The sequence below is a fragment of the Pseudomonas sp. Ps21-P2 genome (assembly GCF_039672565.1).
In the GTDB taxonomy this organism is placed as follows: Bacteria; Pseudomonadota; Gammaproteobacteria; order Pseudomonadales; family Pseudomonadaceae; genus Aquipseudomonas.
Map to the genome: position 1 here is coordinate 13,076 of NZ_JBDFPL010000011.1, position 20,429 is coordinate 33,504.

Consider the following 20,429-nt stretch of genomic DNA (forward strand, 5'->3'; position numbering starts at 1 on the left):
CCGTTCGTAGCTGCAAGCCTCTAGCCGCAAGCTGCAAATGTGGTGCTGATACGGTATGCGGCTTCTCAGCGTGCCGCTTGAAGCCAACTCAGTCTTCGAACGCCTTGTACTTGTCGCGCAGGCGGTTGCGAATCGTCACCGCCGAAAGGTTCAGCAGCGCGATCACCAGCACCAGCAGCAGCGCCGTGGCGTACACCAGCGGGCGCGCGGCCTCGACGTTGGGGCTTTGAAAACCGACATCGTAGATATGAAAACCCAGGTGCATGATCTTCTGGTCAAGGTGCAGGTACGGGTAATTGCCGTCCAGCGGCAGCGAAGGCGCCATCTTGACCACACCCACCAGCATCAGCGGCGCCACTTCACCGGCCGCTCGCGCGACGGCCAGAATCAGGCCGGTCATCATGGCCGGGCTGGCCATGGGCAAAACGATCTTCCACAGCGTTTCGGCCTTGGTCGCGCCCAAAGCCAGCGAGCCCTCGCGCAGCGTCAGCGGGATGCGCGCCAGGCCTTCTTCGGTGGCAACGATCACCACCGGCACGGCGAGGAGCGCCAGGGTCAACGATGCCCACAGCAAGCCCGGTGTGCCGAACGTCGGCGCCGGCAGGGCTTCGGGGAAGAACAGCTGATCCAGAGATCCGCCCAGCACGTAAACGAAAAAGCCCAGCCCGAACACGCCGTAGACGATGGCAGGGACGCCCGCGAGGTTGTTCACCGCGATGCGGATCAAGCGCGTCATCACGCCCTGGCGCGCGTATTCACGCAGATACACAGCGGCGAGCACGCCAAACGGCGTCACGATGACGGCCATGATCAGCGTCATCATCACGGTGCCGAAGATCGCCGGGAAAATACCGCCCTCCGTATTGGCCTCGCGCGGGTCGTCGCTGAGGAACTCCCAAAGCTTCTGAAAGTAGAACCCCAGCTTGGTCATCGTGCCCATGGCGTTGGGTTGATACGCGTGAACCACCTTGCCGATGCTGATCTCGATTTCTTTGCCGTTGGCGTCACGGGCCGTCAGGCTGTCGCGATTGTATTCGGCGTGCAACGCGCCCAGCCGCGATTCGACGTCCTTATAGCGCGCGTCGTATTCAGCGCGCTCAGTGGCCATGTCGGCCTGTGCGGCGGCATCGAGTTCGCCGTTGAGCTCAAGCTTGCGCGCCTGCAGCCGCAGCCGCTCGATGCCGTGGTTGATCGCGCCGATCTCGCCCTTCTCCAGGTCGTCCAGTTGATCGGAAATGCCCTGCACCCGCTCGATACGCGCCTGCAGTTGCGGCCATGCGGCTGCACCCTCGGCGACAACTTTGCCGTCTTCCTTGACGTTGACCAGATAGCCGTAGAAGTTGCCCCACTCGCGGCGCTCGAGGGTCATCAATTCCGCAGGCTTGCGCGGGTCCTTGAGCCACTCGCCAATGACCCAGTTGAAATCGCTGGGGCTGATATCCCGGTTGCCTACCTTGAACAGATCGCGGGTCATGAACTCGGGCCCCTGATCAGGAACCGGCAACCCGGCGGCCTTGAGCCTGGCGCGCGGCACTTGTTCAGACTGAACCAACTCGCCCACCAGCCCGTGGCTTTCCTGCCCGGGAACGTCGTACTGGGCGGAAATGACATCGGCGGGCCAGAAATGCCCCAGCCCGCGCACGGCAATCACCGCCAGCAGGCCGATGGTCATGATCACCGCGATGGACACCGCACCCGCGCTCAACCAGACGCCGGGGCCGCCACTGTTGAACCACCGCTTGAGGGAGGTCTGCTTCATCGGTTTCAACCTGCCCTAGAGAGACGAATACTGCTTGCGCAGGCGCTGACGAATCAGCTCTGCCAAGGTATTCATGACAAATGTGAACATCAGCAGCACCAGGGCGGCGAGGAACAGCACGCGATAATGACTGCCGCCCACTTCCGACTCGGGCATCTCCACCGCCACGTTGGCCGCAAGGGTGCGCATGCCTTCGAACAGGTTCATGTCCATGATCGGCGTGTTACCGGTGGCCATGAGCACGATCATGGTCTCGCCCACAGCGCGGCCCATGCCAATCATCAGCGCAGAAAAAATCCCCGGGCTGGCCGTGAGAATCACCACGCGAACCAGCGTCTGCCACGGCGTGGCGCCGAGGGCCAGTGAGCCGAGGGTCAGGCCACGCGGCACGCTGAACACGGCATCCTCGGCAATCGAATAAATGTTGGGGATGACCGCAAAACCCATCGCGATTCCGACCACCATTGCGTTGCGCTGGTCGTAGGTGATGCCCATATCGTTGGTGATCCACGCGCGCATGTCGCCGCCGAAGAACCAGTTCTCCAGGTGCGGGCTCATGCTCAGTGAGACCCAGCCAATCAGCAGAATGACCGGAATCAGAATCGCGCTTTCCCAGCCGTCGGGTACCCGCAGGCGAATCGAGTCAGGCAAGCGCGTCCAGCCAAACCCCGCCAGCAGAATGCCGATGGGGGTGAAGATCAGCAGACTGAAGATGCCCGGCAAGTGCCCTTCCAGATACGGCGCCAGGAACAGCCCGGCGAAGAAGCCGAGAATGACCGTCGGCATCGCTTCCATCAGCTCGATGACCGGCTTGACCTTGCGACGCATGCGCGGCGCCATGAAGTAAGCCGTGTAGATAGCAGCGGCAACGGCGATCGGCGCCGCCAGCAGCATGGCGTAGAAGGCGGCTTTGAGCGTGCCGTAGGTGAGAGGCGCGAGGCTGAGCTTGGGCTCGAAGTCACTGCTGGACGCGGTGGATTGCCAAACGTATTTGGGTTCGTCGTAGTTCTCGTACCAGACCTTGTCCCACAACGCGCTCCAGGAAATTTCCGGGTGCGGATTATTCAGGCTCAAGGGCAGCAGCTTGCCGCTGTCTTCAACGATGAGGCGATCCGCGCGGGGCGACAGACCCATCATTGCGGGGCCGCTGGCTATCGGGTCGATCAACAGCGTGCGGTGAGCGGTGCTGTGGAACACGCCGAGCTTGCCGGAGGTGTCCATGGCAATGAACCCTTTGCGGCGCTGCTCGGCGGTGATCTGGGAAATCGGCGCGCCGCTCATTTTGAAGTCACGAATGTGCTGCAGACGCATCTCGCCATCGACGTCCCGCGCCATGAACCACTGCGCGATGTTGCCCCTTGAGCTGCCGATCACCAGCGAGATGCCACCGACCAGTTGCGTGCTGGCGGTGGTTTCGGCGTTGGCGTCTTCAAGCAGTTTGTAGCGGCCGTTCAGCGTGCGATCGCGCAGATCGAACACATCCACCAGCGCGCGACCGTTGATCACGTACAGCCACTGCTGGCGCGGGTCGACGTAAATGGCTTTGACCGCCGCCGACAGTTGCGGCAAGTCGATGCGGCTTTGCTCGCGATCGGTTTCGCCGGTCATCAGGTTTTCGGATTGGGTCAGCGACAACACGTGCAGCTGGGTACCGGTTGCACCGGCCAGAATCAGGGTCGTGTCGCTGGCATTCAGATTGACGTGCTCAAGCGCCCGCCCGCCTTCGTCCAGCACCAGCGGCGTCTCGCCGTAGGGATAAGTAATCGTGGGGGTGATGGTTTTTTTGTTGTCGGGATAGCTGATCGGGTAAGCGTGCTTGAACACCAGCACCTGGCCGTTGGACAGGCCGACCGCAATCAAAGGCTTGCCGGGCTGATCCTGGGCCACCGACGTCACCTTCGCGCCAGCAGGGATTGGCAAGGCCACGCGGGAAATTTCGCCGCCGTCCTTGAGGTGGAAAAACAGCGCTTCGCCCTTGTCGGACACGCGCATGGCGACCTGATTCTGCTCTTCGATGACCAGCACCATGGGGTTGCCAGCATCTTGCAGCCAGGCGGGTGTTTGAGCATCGCTGCGCGTCAGTTTCGCCCCCTGAAACAACGGCGCGACGACGTAAGCCAGGTAGAAGAAGATCAGGGTGATGGCGGCCAACACGGCAAGACCGCCCACTAACACGTACCAACGCGTCAGGCGGTCTTTGAGCGCACGGGTCCTGCGCTTGCGTTGCAGCTCGGGCGCATTGAAATCAATGCGCTCGGGACGGGGTTTTTCGGTCATTGATGAATTGGCCAAATCATTCATGCGCACACCGTAGCCACTCTGTATGACAAATACATGACAGCGAGGTGACGCAAAAAAGCCCGCCGCTCCTAAATCGGGGCAACGGACTGTTCAGTGTTCTGCGAGCCTCGTTCCATAAGGCCTTTGTCGTTTGTGGCGGGACGAACCTGTCACCCCGCATCAGGGTTGTCTGGGCAGCGCGCTCGCTACCGTTCTTGTAGCCCCAGATCAGCCAAGGCTTTGCTGACGACCTTGGCTGGTAACGGAATGTACCCGTCTTTCATGACAACTTCCTGACCTTGTTTTGACAGGATCAATCTGACGAACTCGGCTTCGAGCGGATTCAACGGTTTGTTCGGCGCCTTGTTGACGTACACATAAAGGAAGCGCGCCAGCGGGTAAGTGCCATTCAGCGCGTTGGCCTCGTTGTCTTCGACAAACTCGCCGCCCTCTTTTTTCGCGAGGGGTACGGTGCGCACGCTGGATGTTTTATAACCAATGCCCGAGTAGCCAATGCCGTTCAGCGAATTGCTGATGGAGCTGACCACCGAAGCAGAGCCGGGTTGTTCGTTGACGTTGGGTTTGAAGTCGCCCTTGCACAGCGCCTCTTCCTTGAAATAACCGTAGGTGCCGGACACCGAATTGCGCCCGAACAGCTGGATGGCCTTGCCGGCCAGATCTCCTGTCACGCCCACATCGCCCCAGGTTTTTGCATCGGTCCTGGCGCCGCACAGCCGGGTCGCGGAGAAAATCGCGTCGACCTGCTGCAGCGTCAGGCCCTTGATCGGGTTGTCCTTGTGGACAAACACTGCCAGCGCATCCACCGCCACGGGAATCGCCGTCGGCTTGTAGCCGTGCTTCTGCTCAAAGGCCGACAGTTCGCCGTCCTTCATCTTGCGGCTCATGGGTCCCAGCGTCGCAGTGCCCTCGGTCAGTGCGGGCGGCGCTGTTGAGGAGCCGGCAGCCTGAATCTGGATGTTCACGCTTGGGTATTCTTTCTTGTAGGCCTCGGCCCACATCGTCATCAGATTGGCGAGGGTGTCGGAGCCCACGCTGGACAGATTCCCGGAGACACCGCTAGTTTTGACGTAGGGCTTGATCGCAGGGTCGACGGCGGCAGACGCACTGCCGATAGCCGCGCCAGCCGCGACGAACGTCAGCGCCGTCATCAAACGTTTGAAGGTCATGCCTTGCTCCTGGCGAGGTGAAGAGTGCCGCCATCGATGATGGCCATGTGACTACTCTATGACCGGAATATGACAATCAAATGAAAGGCCGCCAGTCATTACGACTGGCGGCCTCGGTTTCAGCAGGAGAATTTGCCGGTGGCTCGATCAGGACTCGACCGGCTTTCTCTTGATCAGGTAAACACCGATCCCCATGCCCATAGCGCAAAGAATCGCCACGTACCAAGCCGGGCCCATCGGGTTGGCGGCGAACATCAGGCTGACGACCATTGGCGTTAAACCGCCAAAGATGGCGTACGCCAGGTTGTAGGAAAACGACAGCCCGGTGAAGCGAATCACAGGCGGAAAGGCCTTGACCATCACGAACGGCACTGCGCCGATGGTGCCGACAAACAAGCCGGTGATTGCGTAGAGCGGATACAGCAGATCCGGGTGCGTGCCGATCATGTGGTAGAAGGTCCACGAACTCACCAGCAGACCAAGCGAGCCGAACAGGAAGACCAACCCCGCGCCGACTCGGTCCGCCAGCGCGCCAGCCCCGATACATCCCAGACTCAGCAAGACAATGGCGAGGCTGTTGGCTTTGAGGGTGTCGGCAGGTGCGAACCCGTAGGCCTTCTGCAGCAGGGTCGGGGTCATGAGGATAACTACCACCACGCCGGCGGAGAGCAGCCAGGTCAGCAACATCGACAGGACGACGGCGCCGCGATGATCGCGCAGTACCGCTTTGAGCGGCACTTCTTCAGCCAGTTGCTTGCGCAATTGAAGCTCGGCGAACACCGGGGTTTCGTGCAGCCAGCGGCGCAGGTAAACCGACATCAGACCGAAGACGCCACCGAGCAGGAAAGGAATCCGCCAGGCGTAGTCCGATACCTCAACGGGCGAGTACACGCTGTTGATCCAGGTGGCGACCAGCGAGCCGAGCAAAATCCCGGCCGTCAGGCCGGACGTGAGGGTACCGCAGGCGTAACCGACGTTACGGGCGGGAACGTGTTCGGAAACGAATACCCACGCGCCAGGCACTTCGCCACCGATTGCGGCGCCCTGAATGACGCGCATCAGCAGCAGCAACATGGGGGCCCAGATGCCGATCTGCGCGTAAGTGGGCAGCAAGCCCATGATCAGCGTCGGCACGGCCATCAGGAAAATGCTGAGGGTGAACATTTTCTTGCGGCCCAGCAGATCACCAAAATGCGCCATGACGATGCCGCCCAGGGGCCGAGCCAGATAACCGGCGGCAAAAATGCCAAACGTTTGCATCAAACGCAGCCATTCGGGCATGTCGACGGGGAAAAACAGCTTGCCTACCACTGCTGCGAAGAACACGAAAATGATGAAGTCGTAGAACTCCAACGCTCCGCCCAAAGCAGACAGTGAAAGGGTTTTGTAATCGTTACGGTTCAACGGGCGCGAAGGCTGGGTGGCGCTTAAAGGCACAGAGGACATGACAGTGGCTTCTCTTTTGAGGCTCTCTTTGGGCGAAAAATCAACGGTGACTCAACCGTGGGTAACGGCTTCACACGCGATTTCTCGACTCGAAAAGTTAATCGGGCATCAAAATTGCGTGCCAAAAATGGCGTAGTGCGCCAAGTCGGTCCGGCACGATAGCAAATTGCGTACAAATGCACATGGATTGCAATGACGCGAAGGCATCATGAAAAAGCGGCGGTCGTTTCATGACGGCGCGCCCGATATACTCGCCGGCCACGACTCAGCCGGTCTCTTCAGGGAAGTTGTGCGAAGCCATTTGCCCAAGTCGTTTTCGCAGAGTTTCCCTTTAAACGAAATGAAGACTACCTAGAGTCATGGGTCAGAGGGACCCAATAATGATTGAGCTCGAACAAGAAGATCCGATACCGCAGGGCGATCTTGCCTTGCAGATTACCGCCCTGCCCCGCGAAACCAACGGCTTTGGCGACATTTTCGGCGGCTGGCTGGTTGCCCAGATGGACCTCGCCGGCACTGCCATGGCGAGCAAGGTGGCCGGCGGCCGTGTGGCGACTGTTGCCATCGACCGCATGGCGTTTCTGGTGCCCGTCGCGGTGGGCGCGCAGTTGTCGTTCTACACCCAGACCCTGGAAATCGGCCGCAGCTCGATTCAGATGATGGTCGAGGTGTGGAGCGATGATCCCCTGTCCAGCGAATGGCGCAAGGTGACCGAGGCGGTGTTCGTTTTTGTCGCCATCGACGGCAGCGGCCGTACCCGTTCGGTGCCGGCTCGACGCTGATCATCAAGCCCGGGTGGGCGCCGATGTGCCCGCCCTTGGCTTTGCGCAACAAACTCATCAAGCTTGGCGCAGTCTGATTCAGTCACTGTCCTTCGAGTGAGAACCCCCATGCCTACGTCAAACGTCGAATCCTTCCAGCTCGGTGAGCTTAATTGCTGGCGCATCCGCCACGGTCAGGCCGAACTGGTGATCGCCCAGCAAGGCGCGCACATCATCAGTTACCAGGTGGACGGCGATGAGCCGCTGATCTGGTCCAACCCGGGCGCGTTGTTCAAATCGGGCAAGCCTATTCGCGGCGGCATGCCTATCTGCTGGCCGTGGTTTGGCAATTTCCAGAAAAACCCGTCCAGCGTGCAGGCCATGCGCGAGAGCGACGAGCCGGCAAAGGCCCACGGCGAAGTTCGGGCGATCGACTGGGAGTTGATGGGCGTCGGTGAGGACGGCGACGCATTGATCGTCGAATTCATCCAGCCCCAGGCCGAGGGACATTTGTCGGGGTGGCCGCACACCGTTGGCCTGAAGCTGCACATCCGCCTGGATGCCGCACTGAATGTCAGTCTGGTGAGCTTCAACGCTGGCGCCGAAGACGTCACGCTGAGTCAGGCGCTGCACAGTTATTTCGCGGTGAGCGATGTGAGCCGGATCAGTATCGAAGGGCTGGATGGCGTCGAGTACCTGAACACACTGGAAAGCTGGGATACCCAGAACGTACAGGTGGGTGACATCACGTTCACTGGCGAGACGGACCGTATTTATCAGGACACGCCTGACCTGATTTCAGTGGTCGACCCGCAGTGGAAACGCCGGATTCAGATTCAGACGACGGGTTCGCAATCGGCCATCATCTGGAACCCGTGGATCGCCAAGACCAAAACCTTCGACGACATGCAGCCTGATGGCTGGAAGGGCATGGTGTGCGTTGAGACGGCCAACGTCCTGACCGACGTCGTGACGCTCAAGCCAGGTGATATGCATGCGCTGAGCGTCAGCATCTGGGCCGAGCCGTTGGCAGAGGCCTGACAACACCGCGCTATTTGTAGGATCGGCTTCAGCCGGGAAAAGGCCTGCGTGAGCACCTTCAATTTTGTGGTGTGACACCCGACGCCTTCCCGGCTGAAGCCAGTCCTACAATGCATCGAGCCGGGTCCATCGAATCTGAACGCTATGTCAGCGAACTACAAATCCGCCTCAACCACCACACGCACTTTCGATGCGTCCAGCGCATAGGCGGCGTCGGCGAGATCATTGCTGACCTTCTCGACCTTCAACGTGCCGATGACCCACAACGGTGTGTAGATGTCGGCGATCTTCAGGCCTTTCGGATAACGCACCAGCACCAGCTGATTCGGCGGCGGTGGCGGCACGTGGATGCAGGCGCCCGGGTATGGGACGAGGAAGAACAGCGTGCTGTGACCCTTCGCATCAGTCTCCAGCGGAACCGGATAGCCACCCAGGCGGATGGTTTTGTCGTTCATCGACGCGACGGTTTTGGTGGAATACATGACGGCAGGCAAGCCCTTGCTCTGCTTCAAACCGCCTTTACTGTCGAACGTGCCCTGGCCTTCCGGCGAGTTGTGGTCGATTTCGGGCATGGCTTCGAGGGCTTTCTGATCCGACTTCGGCATCAGTTCAAGCCAGTCGGTTTCGGGTAATTCAGCGGCGCGTACCAGTCCGCAGACCAGCAGCAGTGAAACGAAGAGGAGATGACGCATTGGAGATGCTCGGCGGGAGGAGTTGAGTGCCGGGCATTCTAGCCCTCTGCGCCGCAATAGCGCAGAGGGCCAGGCGTGCTTAACGCTTTTTAATCATGCCGTAGATCACCAGCAGGATGATCGCGCCGACAAGCGCACCGAGGAAACCTGCACCCTCGCCTGCGCGGTAGATACCCAGCGCCTGACCACCATAAGTGGCGGCCAGCGAGCCGCAGATACCGAGCAGGATGGTCATGATCCAGCCCATGCTGTCGTCGCCTGGCTTCAGAAAGCGCGCCAGCAGACCTACGATCAAGCCGATGAAGATGGTTCCGATGATTCCCATGCCATGTCCCTCTGTTTGAATGAATATGCCAAAGCCTAGCTGGCTATTGGCAACACGCTATGAGAGGGGCGGCCCGGCGAAATGGTTCAACAGGATATGAAGGACACTGTAGGAGCAGCTTGCTCGCGATCACGCTGGGTCAGACAGCAATGATGTCGCGGACAAATGCCATCGCGAGCGAGCTCACTCCTGCGGAGGCGGTCAAGACCGGTCAGCGCGGTGATCAGTTTTTGATCAGAGCCTCAACCTGCTTCACCTGACGATCCAGCGTCGCGCGGTCTTTGCTGCGCACGGTGGCGTGGCCGACCTTGCGCCCGGCTTTAAAGGCTTTGCCGTAGTGATGCAGGTGGCAATCTTCGACGGCAATGACCTGCTCCACTGCAGGCACTTCACCGATGAAGTTGAGCATCGCGCTTTCGCCGACCTTGGCCGTCGAACCCAGCGGCAGCCCGGCAACGGCGCGCAGATGGTTCTCGAACTGGCTGCACTCGGCGCCTTCGGTGGTCCAGTGGCCGGAGTTGTGGACGCGCGGGGCGATCTCGTTGGCTTTCAGGCCGCCATCGACTTCGAAGAATTCAAAGGCCAGCACGCCCACATAATCGAGCTGCTTCAGCACGCGCCCGGCGTAATCTTCAGCCAGCGCCTGCAGTGGGTGATCGGTACTGGCGATCGACAAGCGCAGAATGCCGCTGTCGTGAGTGTTGTGGACCAACGGATAGAAGCGGGTCTCGCCATCACGGGCGCGGACGGCGATCAGCGAAACTTCGCCGGTGAATGGCACGAAGCCCTCCAGCAGGCACGGCACGCTGCCCAGCTCGGCGAAGGTGTTGACTACGTCTTCGGGCGTGCGCAGGACTTTCTGGCCCTTGCCGTCGTAACCCAGCGTGCGGGTTTTCAACACGGCCGGCAGACCAATGCTGGCCACCGCAGCGTCCAGCTCCGCCTGGGACTGGATGTCAGCGAACGCCGGCGTCGGGATGCCGAGGTCCTTGAACATGCTCTTTTCGAACCAGCGATCGCGGGCGATGCGCAGCGCTTCGGCACTCGGGTAAACCGGCACGAACTGCGAGAGGAAGGCGACGGTTTCTGCCGGCACACTTTCAAACTCGAAGGTGACCAGATCGACATCATTCGCCAACTGGCGCAGGTGTTCCTGATCGCCGTAATCGGCGAGCAGATGCTCGCCAAGCGCAGCGGCGCAGGCGTCCGGCGCGGGGTCAAGGAAGGCGAAGTTCATCCCCAGCGGGGTCCCCGCCAGTGCCAACATGCGACCCAACTGGCCGCCACCGATTACGCCGATCTTCATGAAAACCTCAGGCCTCGCGTGGGTCTGGATTGTCCAGAACGCTGTCTGTCTGCTCAGCGCGGAATGTCTTCAGCACTGCGTGGAAGTGTGGATGCTTGGCGCCCAGGATACTGGCCGACAACAGCGCGGCGTTGATCGCGCCCGCTTTACCGATGGCCAGCGTCGCGACCGGAATGCCGGCAGGCATCTGAACGATGGAGAGTAATGAATCAACGCCCGACAGCATGGAAGACTGCACCGGCACACCCAGAACGGGCAGATGAGTCTTGGCGGCGCACATGCCAGGCAGGTGAGCGGCGCCACCGGCACCGGCGATGATCACCTCGATGCCACGGCCTTCGGCTTCCTCGGCGTACTTGAACAGCAGATCAGGCGTGCGGTGCGCCGAAACCACTTTGACTTCGTACGGAATGCCGAGCTTTTCAAGCATGTCGGCGGTGTGGCTAAGGGTGGACCAATCGGACTTGGAGCCCATGATCACGCCAACCAGTGCGCTCATCGTCGTGCCTCTCATCGGGCGCCCGCAGGCGCGGCTAAAAACAACAAGCCACGCGGGAAAACCGGCGTGGCTTGTCGTACAAATTATGACCAGTCGAACCGGCCGAAGGCCGCGGAGTATACCGCAAAGACTCTCGTTTGACAGACTGCCCGCGACCTCCTGTCAGCCTACCAAACCGGCCCACGGAAGCCCGGGTTTACTGACTCCGAAGTCAGGCGGCTGGCGAGCTGCCGCCCGCTTCCAGCTTGCGCCACAATAGCCGGACATTGGCCTTGCGAACCAGCGCGCATCGGTACAGCCGAATCTCCAGCGGGACGTGCCACTGAGTGCCGCCGCAGATCACCAGTTCTCCCCGTTCGAGCTCAGCCGTCACGCTCAGGCGCGGCACCCACGCGATACCCAGCCCCTGGAGCGCCATGCCCTTGAGGCTGTCGGCCATCGCCGTTTCGTAAATCGTCGTGAAGCGCACGCTGCGCTGGCGCAACAGCAGATTCACCGAGCGACCCAAGAACGCACCCGCGCTGTACGCCAGCAGCGGCACGCTCTGTTCCCCTTCCAGGTCGAACAGCGGACGCCCCTCTTCATCGGTTGAGCAGACTGGCAGCATTTCGGTCACGCCCAGGTGCAGCGACGGGAAGATCTCGGCGTCCATCTGCAGTGCGGCGTCGGGGTCATAGAACGCCAGCATCAGATCGCAACCGCCTTCACGCAGCGCATGCACCGCGTCGCCGACGTTGGTAGCGACCAGGCGCGTGGCGATGTTCAGCCCTTCGTTGCGCAGCTGCGCGATCCAGCGCGGGAAGAAGCTCAGCGCCAGCGAGTGGGCAGCGGCGATCTGCATGACCTCGCCCTGCCCGCTTTCCAGATGGTGCAAATGACGCAGCACCTCGCCGAGCTGGTCGACCACTGTCCTCGCGGTGACGAGGAATAACTGCCCCGCCGCCGTCAGCTCGATTGGCGTGCGCGAGCGATTGACCAGCGTCAGGCCAAGGGCCGCTTCAAGGCTGCGAATGCGCCGGCTGAAGGCCGGTTGCGTGACGAACCGACGCTCCGCCGCCTGGGAAAAACTGCGGGTCGCGGCCAGCGCGCTGAAGTCTTCCAGCCATTTGCTTTCCAGGTTCATCGTTTCTCCAGCCTTAAAAGTTGCGCATTCGCGGGTGCGAACAGGAGCCTCATACACTGATTCACACGCTCGTAACAATCCCCGCGTCACAGCGACATTATGCCGATTGTGCATAGGGCAGCGTTTTACAGCATTGGTCCAGAATAGCCCACAAGCCTAGTATCAAGGGCGTTCCGGCTTAGTCCGTGCCCATCTTGAGACTTTCTCTATCATGTCCTCCGCTGCATCATTTCGCATCGAAAAAGACTTGCTTGGCGTTCTCGAAGTACCCGCTGAAGCGTATTACGGCATCCAGACCCTGCGCGCAGTGCACAACTTTCGCCTCTCTGGCGTTCCGCTTTCGCACTACCCCAAGCTGGTCGTAGCGCTGGCGATGGTCAAGCAGGCAGCAGCGGATGCAAACCATCAGCTGGGCCATTTGAGCAACGAGAAGCATGCGGGCATCAGCGAAGCCTGCGCACGACTGATCCGCGGTGATTTCCACGATCAGTTCGTCGTCGACATGATTCAAGGCGGCGCCGGCACCTCCACTAACATGAACGCCAACGAAGTCATCGCCAACATCGCGCTTGAAGCGATGGGCCATGCCAAGGGCGAATACAAATACCTGCACCCGAACAACGACGTGAACATGGCGCAGTCCACCAACGACGCCTACCCGACGGCCATTCGCCTGGGTTTGCTGTTGGGCCACGACGCGCTGCTCGCCAGCCTCGACAGCCTGATTCAGGCCTTCGCAGCCAAAGGTCACGAGTTCAACCACGTGTTGAAAATGGGCCGTACCCAATTGCAAGACGCGGTGCCAATGACCCTGGGTCAGGAATTCCGCGCCTTCGCCACCACGCTGACTGAAGACCTCAATCGCCTGCGCAGTCTGGCGCCTGAGCTGCTAACCGAAGTCAATCTGGGCGGCACTGCCATCGGTACCGGCATCAACGCTGACCCTGGTTATCAGCACCTGGCCGTTCAGCGTCTGGCGACCATCAGCGGCCAGCCGCTGGTGCCGGCTGCCGACCTGATTGAAGCCACCTCCGACATGGGCGCTTTCGTGCTGTTCTCCGGCATGCTCAAGCGCACTGCGGTCAAGCTGTCGAAGATCTGCAACGACCTGCGCCTGCTCTCCAGCGGTCCGCGCACCGGCATCAACGAAATCAATCTTCCGGCGCGTCAGCCAGGCAGCTCGATCATGCCGGGCAAGGTCAATCCGGTGATTCCGGAGGCGGTGAACATGTGCGCCTTCGAAATCATGGGCAACGACCTGGCGCTGACTATCGCTGCCGAAGGCGGCCAGTTGCAGCTCAACGTGATGGAGCCGTTGATCGCCTACAAGATCTTCGACTCGATTCGCCTGCTGCAGCGCGCCATGGACATGCTGCGCGAGCACTGCATCGTCGGCATCACCGCCAACGAAGTGCGCTGCCGTGAACTGGTCGAGCACTCGATCGGCCTCGTCACTGCGCTGAACCCGTACATCGGTTACGAAAACGCCACTCGTATCGCCCGCGTCGCCTTGGAAACAGGCCGTGGCGTGCTGGAGCTGGTGCGCGAAGAGGGCCTGCTCGATGACGTCATGCTAGCGGACATCCTGCGCCCCGAGAACATGATTGCGCCGCGACTCGTGCCCTTGAAGGCTTGATCCGTCCGGCCCCCTGCGACACTTGCAACACGATCACCAGGCTGAGGGTCTAGACACCCCTCACCCTTTTGAGGGCCGGGAGCACACGCTTCCAGGCCCTTTTTTTTGCCCGGCGTCATTTGGGCATGAAACAAACCGGATAAAGACTCCAATAACGCGCGCCGGTATAGTGCGCACCCTCTAAGAAAGCGAGGAAACACCAATGCTTGAAGTCATCAACGACTTCCTCTCGGGAAAAGTACTGATCGTGCTCATTGTTGGGCTCGGTGGATATTTCACGATTCGCTCGCGTTTCGTTCAGTTCCGTCACTTCTTTCACATGTTCGCGGTGTTCCGCGACAGTTTGCGCAGCAGCGCGGGCCAATTGAGTTCGTTCCAGGCCCTGATGCTGAGCCTTGCCGGCCGCGTCGGCGCCGGTAACATCGCAGGCGTCGGCATCGCGGTCACCCTCGGCGGACCCGGCGCGGTGTTCTGGATGTGGGTCACTGCCCTTGTCGGCATGGCGAGCAGCTTTTTCGAATGCTCCCTCGGCCAGCTGTACAAACGCTGCGACGCCGAAGGCCAATACCGCGGCGGCCCGTCGTATTACATTCAGCACGGCCTGGGCAAACGCTGGCTGGGCATGATCATGGCGGTGCTGTTGCTGGTGACCTTCGGGTTCGCCTTCAACGGCCTGCAATCCCACGCCGTGACCCACTCGCTCAACGACGCCTTCAAGATCTCGCCAAGCTACGCCGGCGTCGGTCTGGCGATTCTGCTGGGCCTGGTGTTCGTCGGCGGGATCAAGCGCATCGCCAAGGTCGCCGACCTGCTGGTGCCGATCAAGACGCTGGTTTACATCGCCGTCACGCTGTATGTCATCGGCGTGCAGTTCGAACACGTTCCGCACATGCTGATGACCATCGTCAAAAGCGCGTTCGGCATGGATGAAGTGTTCGGTGGCCTGATCGGCAGTGCCATTGTCATGGGCGTCAAACGTGGCGTCTTCGCCAACGAAGCCGGCCTGGGCAGCGCACCCAACGTGGCAGCGGTGGCTCAGGTCGAGCACCCGGTGGCACAAGGTGTGGTTCAGGCGTTCAGCGTGTTTCTCGACACCTTCGTCATCTGCACCTGCACCGCGTTGCTGATCCTGCTGTCGGGTTTCTACACCCCGGGCTTCGAAGGCGATGGCATTGCCCTGACGCAAAACTCCCTCGCCGCCGTCGTCGGTGACTGGGGCAGGCTGTTCATCAGCGTGGCGCTGGCGCTGTTTGTGTTCACTTCGATTCTCTACAACTACTACCTGGGCGAAAACAGCCTGCGCTTCTTGCTGGGCGAGAACCGCAAGGCGATCTTCGGCTACCGCGTGTTGGTTCTGGCGTTGATCTTGTGGGGTGCGGTCGAGGATCTGGGCACGGTGTTCGCCTTCGCCGACATCACCATGACGCTGCTGGCCTTCGTCAACCTGATCGCGCTGGCGATGCTGTTCAAAATCGCGCTGCGGGTCCTGAAAGACTACGATGCCCAGCGTAAAGCCGGCATCAAAACGCCGGTTTTCGACTCCAGCCAGTTCCCCGATCTCGACCTGGACCTGAAAGCCTGGCCAAAGCCCGATGCTGCGCAGCCTGCGGCGCACGCGGCAGCGATCAGCGGCAAACCCGTCACGAACGCGCGTTGATCATTTGAACGTCAATCAAGGGAGACAGGCATGAATCGCGAAAACCACGCATCAGCCCGCCAGGTAATGGTCCTGTATACCGGGGGAACCATCGGCATGCAGGCCAGCGAAAACGGGCTGGCACCCGCTTCCGGCTTTGAAGCGCGCATGGCTGAGCAGCTGGCTGCACTGCCCGAAATGGTGGTGCCCCAGTGGTCATTCCGCGAAATGTCCCCCCTGATCGACAGCGCCAACATGACGCCCACCTACTGGCAGCGATTGCGTGAGGCGGTGGTCGATGCAATTGAAGCGCAGGGGTGCGACGCCGTGCTGATTCTGCACGGCACCGATACCCTGGCCTACAGCGCAGCGGCCATGAGCTTTCAACTGTTGGGCCTGAATGCCCCTGTGGTGTTCACCGGCTCAATGTTGCCAGCGGGCGTTCCCGACAGCGATGCCTGGGAAAACGTTAACGGCGCCTTGCAGGCTTTGGGGCAAGGGCTTGCCGCGGGAGTGCATCTGTACTTCCACGGGGAGCTGCTGGAACCGACTCGTTGCGCAAAGATTCGCAGCTTCGGCCGTAATCCTTTCGCGGCGCTTAATCGCGCCCGGGGTGGTGAGGCCGTATCGACATTGCCTGCGGCACTGGACTATCGCCAGCCCAAGCAACTGGCGAACGTTGCGGTGCTGCCGCTGTTTCCCGGCATTGGCGCTGCCCAGCTCGACGGTTTGATCGACAGCGGTATTCAGGGGCTTGTGCTGGAATGCTTCGGCAACGGCACAGGGCCTAGCGATGATGTCGACTTCCTTGCCAGCCTTCAGCGTGCTCACCAGAAAGGCGTCGTGGTCGTGGCGATTACTCAATGCCACGAAGGCGGCGTCGAACTGGATGTGTATGAGGCCGGCAGCCGGCTGCGGGGCGTCGGGGTGCTGTCCGGCGGCGGCATGACCCGCGAAGCCGCGTTTGGCAAGCTGCATGCGCTGCTGGGGGCTGGTCTGAGTGGGGATGAAGTGCGGCGGCTGGTAGAGCTGGACGTGTGTGGCGAGTTGCGCTGAGCGAGTAGCGCCGCTTAGATAATCGTCTGCAGGCCTTTGTCGGCGATGAACAAAGACATTTCGCAAGGTCGGTAACCCGCAACGGGTCGCAAATTACCCGGCGTCCAGACACTTTGCTCGCGCAGCAAACCCAATCCTGTGGGAGTGGGCTTGCTCACGAAGACGGCATTTCAGCCGCTGAAGATTCAGCGCACCTTCCGACCTCTTCGCGAGCAAGGTGGAACGCCACCCCGGTCGCTCCCACAACTCGTGTAACAACAGGTGCATTTGCGGTGGCTTCATTCTTGATGCAAAAGCGGCCTCTCGACCGCTGGATAGCTCGCGGATAGAGCATCCTCTCAGTCCAGATGCGCCTAGCGTCGTTCATGCCCTCTCAGAGCAAGGGCATGACCTCATCACGAATAAGCCACCTCAACCGGCCGCTTGTCCATCGCATCCTGCAGCATTGAATTTAGATTGCCGGAGATGTTTTCGCACAGCGCTTTCATCTGGATCTCGTGCTCGGAGGCTTTGAACGGGCTTTGCAAGTCGGTGCCGATTTTCTCGATTGCCAGCAGCATGAAGCCGACCACGGTGGACGCCAGCGGCGTGAACCAGCCCAGCGTTTCAACCAGACCGATCGGCACGATGATGCAGAATAGCGTGATGAACAGGCGCGGGAACGTCACGTACGGGTAAGGCAACGGGGTATTGGCGATGCGCTCCATGCCGCCTTGGTTGTTGGAGATTTCCACCAGCGTCGCTTCGAGCCGTTCCAGACGAATGCTGTCCAGGCGGCCGGCCTTGTATTCCTGAGCGATGATCGCCGCGGACTCATTGAGAATCGCGTTGGGGAAGTTGTTGGTGCGCGTGCGGCGCTCATACTCTTCCCGGGAAATCATCGCAGTGACCTGCTCGCCACAATCACTGCCCTTCAAATGAGCCGACAGGCATTCGACAAAAGCGACGTGCCGGCGCAACAGCGTGGCCTTGACCGGGTTCAGGCCGCCTTCGTCATCGATGAAGGTCAGCACCTGCCGGGCGAAGCTGCGGGAGTTATTCACCAGCGCACCCCATAACGTGCGCGCCTCCCACCAGCGGTTATACGCGCTGGTGTTGCGGAAGCTGGTCAGCACGACCAGCGCAGAACCCAACAGGGTCAGGGGCATCGATGGGAGGGTGATCTTGCGATCCAGAAACAGCATGAAGTCGACGGTGACGACGACGTCCCAAATCAGCAGCCAGAACAAAGACCAGCCGATGTAGGTAAACGTCCGGATCATGGCCCGGTACTTCTTGACGATCAATTCCTGCAAAAGCCACCTCCGCAATGCGCTTAAACCGGTCGGCAAAGGCTCGACCCAAGGCTTCGAATACGTGAGAACAACTTCGTTCGTTACGCCCACAGGCTATATGTAACCAAATACGAGCGGAAAGCTGAATCGCTTCTCCACCGGGTCGACTGACAGATTGTTCATGGAACGATCACAGCCTCCGAGGGCTCAACACCTATCTGGATGCCTCCGCTACCCGTCACGAGGAGAACGTTAATGAGCTCGTCTGCCAACTCTCACTCCACCGAACGATCAGGCGCAGTGCGCACGTTTACGCCGCACACTGACCGCGACCAACTGACCATCAACACCATTCGCACCCTGGCCATGGATGCGGTGCAAAAAGCCAATTCCGGGCACCCCGGCACGCCGATGGCGCTTGCCCCTGTGGGCTACACGCTGTGGAAAGATTTCCTGCGCTACCACCCGGAACACCCTGACTGGCCAAACCGCGACCGCTTTGTGCTATCGGTCGGTCACGCTTCGATGCTGCTTTATTCACTGCTGCACCTTGCCGGTGTGATCGAGATCGACGAACACGGCAAGCCGTCGGGTAAACCTGCGGTGAGCCTTGAGGACATCAAGCAGTTTCGCCAGATGGACTCCAAAACCCCGGGCCACCCCGAATACCGCATGACCACCGGCGTGGAAACCACCACTGGCCCGCTGGGTCAGGGTTGCGCCAACAGCGTCGGCATGGCGATGGGCGAGCGCTGGCTGGGCGAACACTTCAACACGCCGGGCGCGACGCTGTTCGATTACAGCGTTTACGTGCTGTGCGGCGACGGCGACATGATGGAGGGCGTCACCGCAGAAGCGGCCTCACTTGCCGGTCATTTGAAGCTGTCGAATCTGTGCTGGATTTACGACAACAACACCATCAGCATCGAAGGTCATACCGAGCTGGCTTACAGCGACGATGTGCAGAAGCGTTTCGAGGGCTACGGCTGGAAAACCCTGCACGTCAAAGACGCCAATGACGCCAGTGCGCTGGCAAAAGCGCTGCAGACCTTTCAGCAAACCAGCGATGCACCAACCCTGATCGTGGTCGACAGCGTCATCGGCTTTGGCTCGCCCAACAAACACAATACGTCTGCCGCCCACGGCGAACCGCTGGGCGATGACGAAATCAAGCTGACCAAAAAAGCCTACGGCTGGGACGAAAACAGCAGCTTCCTGGTGCCGGAAGACGCTCGCCATTACCTGCGGGATGCGCTGCTGGAACGTAGCGGCGGCGATTACGACGCCTGGCTTGAGACCTTCAACCAGTTTGAAAAGGACCAGCCTGATCTCGCCGATCAGCTCAAGCGCATGCGTGCCGGTGAGATGCCCGAAGGCTGGCAAGACAAGCAGATGAACTTTGAAGCCGACGCCAAAGGCATTGCCTCCCGCGCGTCCGGTGGCAAAGTGCTGAACGCCTTCGCCGAGCAGATTCCTTGGCTGATCGGTGGCTCCGCAGACCTTTCGCCGTCGACCAAAACCAATCTGACGTTCGACGGAGCCGGTAGCTTTGAAGCGGGCAATTACAGCGGTCGAAACCTGCACTTCGGTATCCGCGAACATGCCATGGGCTCAATCGCGAACGGCTTGGCCCTGTCCTATATCCGCCCGTACACCTCGACGTTTCTGGTGTTCAGCGATTACATGAAGCCGCCGATTCGTCTGGCGTCGATCATGGAACTGCCGGTTATCTTCGTGTTTACCCATGACTCCATCGGCGTCGGCGAAGACGGCCCGACACACCAGCCCATCGAGCAACTGACTCAGCTGCGGGCAACACCCGGCGTGCTGACGATTCGTCCGGGCGATGCCAACGAAACGGCCGAAGCCTGGAAAATAGCGCTGGCGCAAACCAGCAGACCGTCCTGCCTGGTGCTCTCGCGCCAGCCGTTGCCGACCCTTGATCGCTCGAAATACGCCGCCGCCGAGGGCCTGACTAAAGGCGCGTACGTGCTGGCCGATGCGGTAGAAGGCAAAGTGGACGTGATCTTGATCGCCACTGGCAGCGAGGTCGGCATGACCGTCGAAGCGTTCGAGACGCTCAAAGCCCAAGGGGTTGCGGCGAGAGTGGTGTCGATGCCGAGCTGGGAATTGTTCGAGGATCAGGACAAGGCCTATCGCGACGGCGTGCTGCCGCCGGACGTGAAAGCCAGGGTGGTGGTGGAACAGGCGGGGCCGGTGGGCTGGGATCGGTATGTCGGCCAGACCGGCGCGAAGGTTGTGATGAACACCTTCGGTGCGTCGGCCCCGATCGAGAAGCTGCAGGCCAAGTATGGATTCACGGCGGAAAACATCGCCAAGCTGGCGAAGGAGCAAATCGCCGGTTAATCCTGTGTAAGAGCGCTTGCCCGCACCTCGCGGGCAAGCGC

16 protein-coding genes are annotated in these 20,429 nt (G+C 60.6%); 6 read left to right on the forward strand and 10 right to left on the reverse strand.

Features of this window, described 5'->3' with window-relative positions:
* Nucleotides 1-88 precede the first annotated feature (88 nt).
* From pstA to ABEH28_RS24225, 4 genes are all read right to left on the reverse strand, one after another.
* Nucleotides 89-1,759, reverse strand: a complete 1,671-nt coding sequence (gene pstA / locus ABEH28_RS24210) for a phosphate ABC transporter permease PstA (protein ID WP_346631285.1) — start codon at nucleotides 1,757-1,759, stop codon at nucleotides 89-91.
* Between the two features lie 15 nt (nucleotides 1,760-1,774).
* Nucleotides 1,775-4,060, reverse strand: a complete 2,286-nt coding sequence (locus tag ABEH28_RS24215) for an ABC transporter permease subunit (RefSeq protein ID WP_346631286.1) — start codon at nucleotides 4,058-4,060, stop codon at nucleotides 1,775-1,777.
* A gap of 185 nt (nucleotides 4,061-4,245) precedes the next feature.
* Nucleotides 4,246-5,226 (reverse strand): phosphate ABC transporter substrate-binding protein PstS family protein, encoded by a 981-nt coding sequence (locus tag ABEH28_RS24220; protein ID WP_192174547.1) that lies wholly within the window; start codon nucleotides 5,224-5,226, stop codon nucleotides 4,246-4,248.
* Nucleotides 5,227-5,373: 147 nt separating this feature from the next.
* Complete coding sequence (locus tag ABEH28_RS24225) at nucleotides 5,374-6,672, reverse strand: MFS transporter (protein WP_346631287.1); 1,299 nt, start codon at nucleotides 6,670-6,672, stop codon at nucleotides 5,374-5,376.
* Nucleotides 6,673-7,052: 380 nt separating this feature from the next.
* Here ABEH28_RS24225 and ABEH28_RS24230 point away from each other — a divergent pair, with 380 nt between their 5' ends.
* Both ABEH28_RS24230 and ABEH28_RS24235 read left to right on the forward strand, forming a co-directional pair.
* Nucleotides 7,053-7,454: an acyl-CoA thioesterase gene (locus ABEH28_RS24230; protein ID WP_093466337.1), complete on the forward strand. Its 402-nt coding sequence runs from the start codon at nucleotides 7,053-7,055 to the stop codon at nucleotides 7,452-7,454.
* 108 nt (nucleotides 7,455-7,562) lie between these two features.
* Nucleotides 7,563-8,474, forward strand: a complete 912-nt coding sequence (locus ABEH28_RS24235) for a D-hexose-6-phosphate mutarotase (protein WP_346631288.1) — start codon at nucleotides 7,563-7,565, stop codon at nucleotides 8,472-8,474.
* A 155-nt stretch (nucleotides 8,475-8,629) separates the two neighbouring features.
* Here ABEH28_RS24235 and ABEH28_RS24240 read toward each other — a convergent pair whose 3' ends face one another.
* The 5 genes from ABEH28_RS24240 to ABEH28_RS24260 form a co-directional block, all read right to left on the reverse strand.
* Nucleotides 8,630-9,166, reverse strand: coding sequence for a DUF3299 domain-containing protein (locus ABEH28_RS24240; protein WP_346631289.1), 537 nt, complete (start codon nucleotides 9,164-9,166; stop codon nucleotides 8,630-8,632).
* A gap of 79 nt (nucleotides 9,167-9,245) precedes the next feature.
* Complete coding sequence (locus tag ABEH28_RS24245) at nucleotides 9,246-9,491, reverse strand: GlsB/YeaQ/YmgE family stress response membrane protein (protein ID WP_037016790.1); 246 nt, start codon at nucleotides 9,489-9,491, stop codon at nucleotides 9,246-9,248.
* A gap of 223 nt (nucleotides 9,492-9,714) precedes the next feature.
* Nucleotides 9,715-10,797 carry a 5-(carboxyamino)imidazole ribonucleotide synthase gene (locus tag ABEH28_RS24250; protein WP_346631290.1) on the reverse strand — a complete coding sequence of 361 codons (1,083 nt, stop codon included), beginning with the start codon at nucleotides 10,795-10,797 and terminating at the stop codon, nucleotides 9,715-9,717.
* A 7-nt stretch (nucleotides 10,798-10,804) separates the two neighbouring features.
* Nucleotides 10,805-11,296 carry a 5-(carboxyamino)imidazole ribonucleotide mutase gene (gene purE, locus ABEH28_RS24255; RefSeq protein WP_065988179.1) on the reverse strand — a complete coding sequence of 164 codons (492 nt, stop codon included), beginning with the start codon at nucleotides 11,294-11,296 and terminating at the stop codon, nucleotides 10,805-10,807.
* Nucleotides 11,297-11,507: 211 nt separating this feature from the next.
* A complete protein-coding gene (locus ABEH28_RS24260) occupies nucleotides 11,508-12,419 on the reverse strand; it encodes a LysR substrate-binding domain-containing protein (protein ID WP_192174542.1) in 912 nt (303 codons plus the stop codon).
* 211 nt (nucleotides 12,420-12,630) lie between these two features.
* Between ABEH28_RS24260 and ABEH28_RS24265 the strand changes: the two genes are divergently transcribed.
* From ABEH28_RS24265 to ABEH28_RS24275, 3 genes are all read left to right on the forward strand, one after another.
* Nucleotides 12,631-14,055, forward strand: coding sequence for an aspartate ammonia-lyase (locus ABEH28_RS24265; RefSeq protein ID WP_282365398.1), 1,425 nt, complete (start codon nucleotides 12,631-12,633; stop codon nucleotides 14,053-14,055).
* A gap of 202 nt (nucleotides 14,056-14,257) precedes the next feature.
* On the forward strand, nucleotides 14,258-15,712 hold the full coding sequence (locus ABEH28_RS24270) for an alanine/glycine:cation symporter family protein (RefSeq protein WP_346631291.1): 1,455 nt from the start codon (nucleotides 14,258-14,260) through the stop codon (nucleotides 15,710-15,712).
* Nucleotides 15,713-15,742: 30 nt separating this feature from the next.
* Nucleotides 15,743-16,747 carry an asparaginase gene (locus ABEH28_RS24275; protein ID WP_346631292.1) on the forward strand — a complete coding sequence of 335 codons (1,005 nt, stop codon included), beginning with the start codon at nucleotides 15,743-15,745 and terminating at the stop codon, nucleotides 16,745-16,747.
* A gap of 395 nt (nucleotides 16,748-17,142) precedes the next feature.
* On the opposite strand, the gene ABEH28_RS24280 is transcribed toward ABEH28_RS24275, so the two are convergent.
* Nucleotides 17,143-18,042: a bestrophin family ion channel gene (locus ABEH28_RS24280; protein ID WP_346631293.1), complete on the reverse strand. Its 900-nt coding sequence runs from the start codon at nucleotides 18,040-18,042 to the stop codon at nucleotides 17,143-17,145.
* Nucleotides 18,043-18,276: 234 nt separating this feature from the next.
* Here ABEH28_RS24280 and tkt point away from each other — a divergent pair, with 234 nt between their 5' ends.
* Complete coding sequence (gene tkt / locus ABEH28_RS24285; RefSeq protein WP_346631294.1) at nucleotides 18,277-20,388, forward strand: transketolase; 2,112 nt, start codon at nucleotides 18,277-18,279, stop codon at nucleotides 20,386-20,388.
* Nucleotides 20,389-20,429 lie beyond the last annotated feature (41 nt).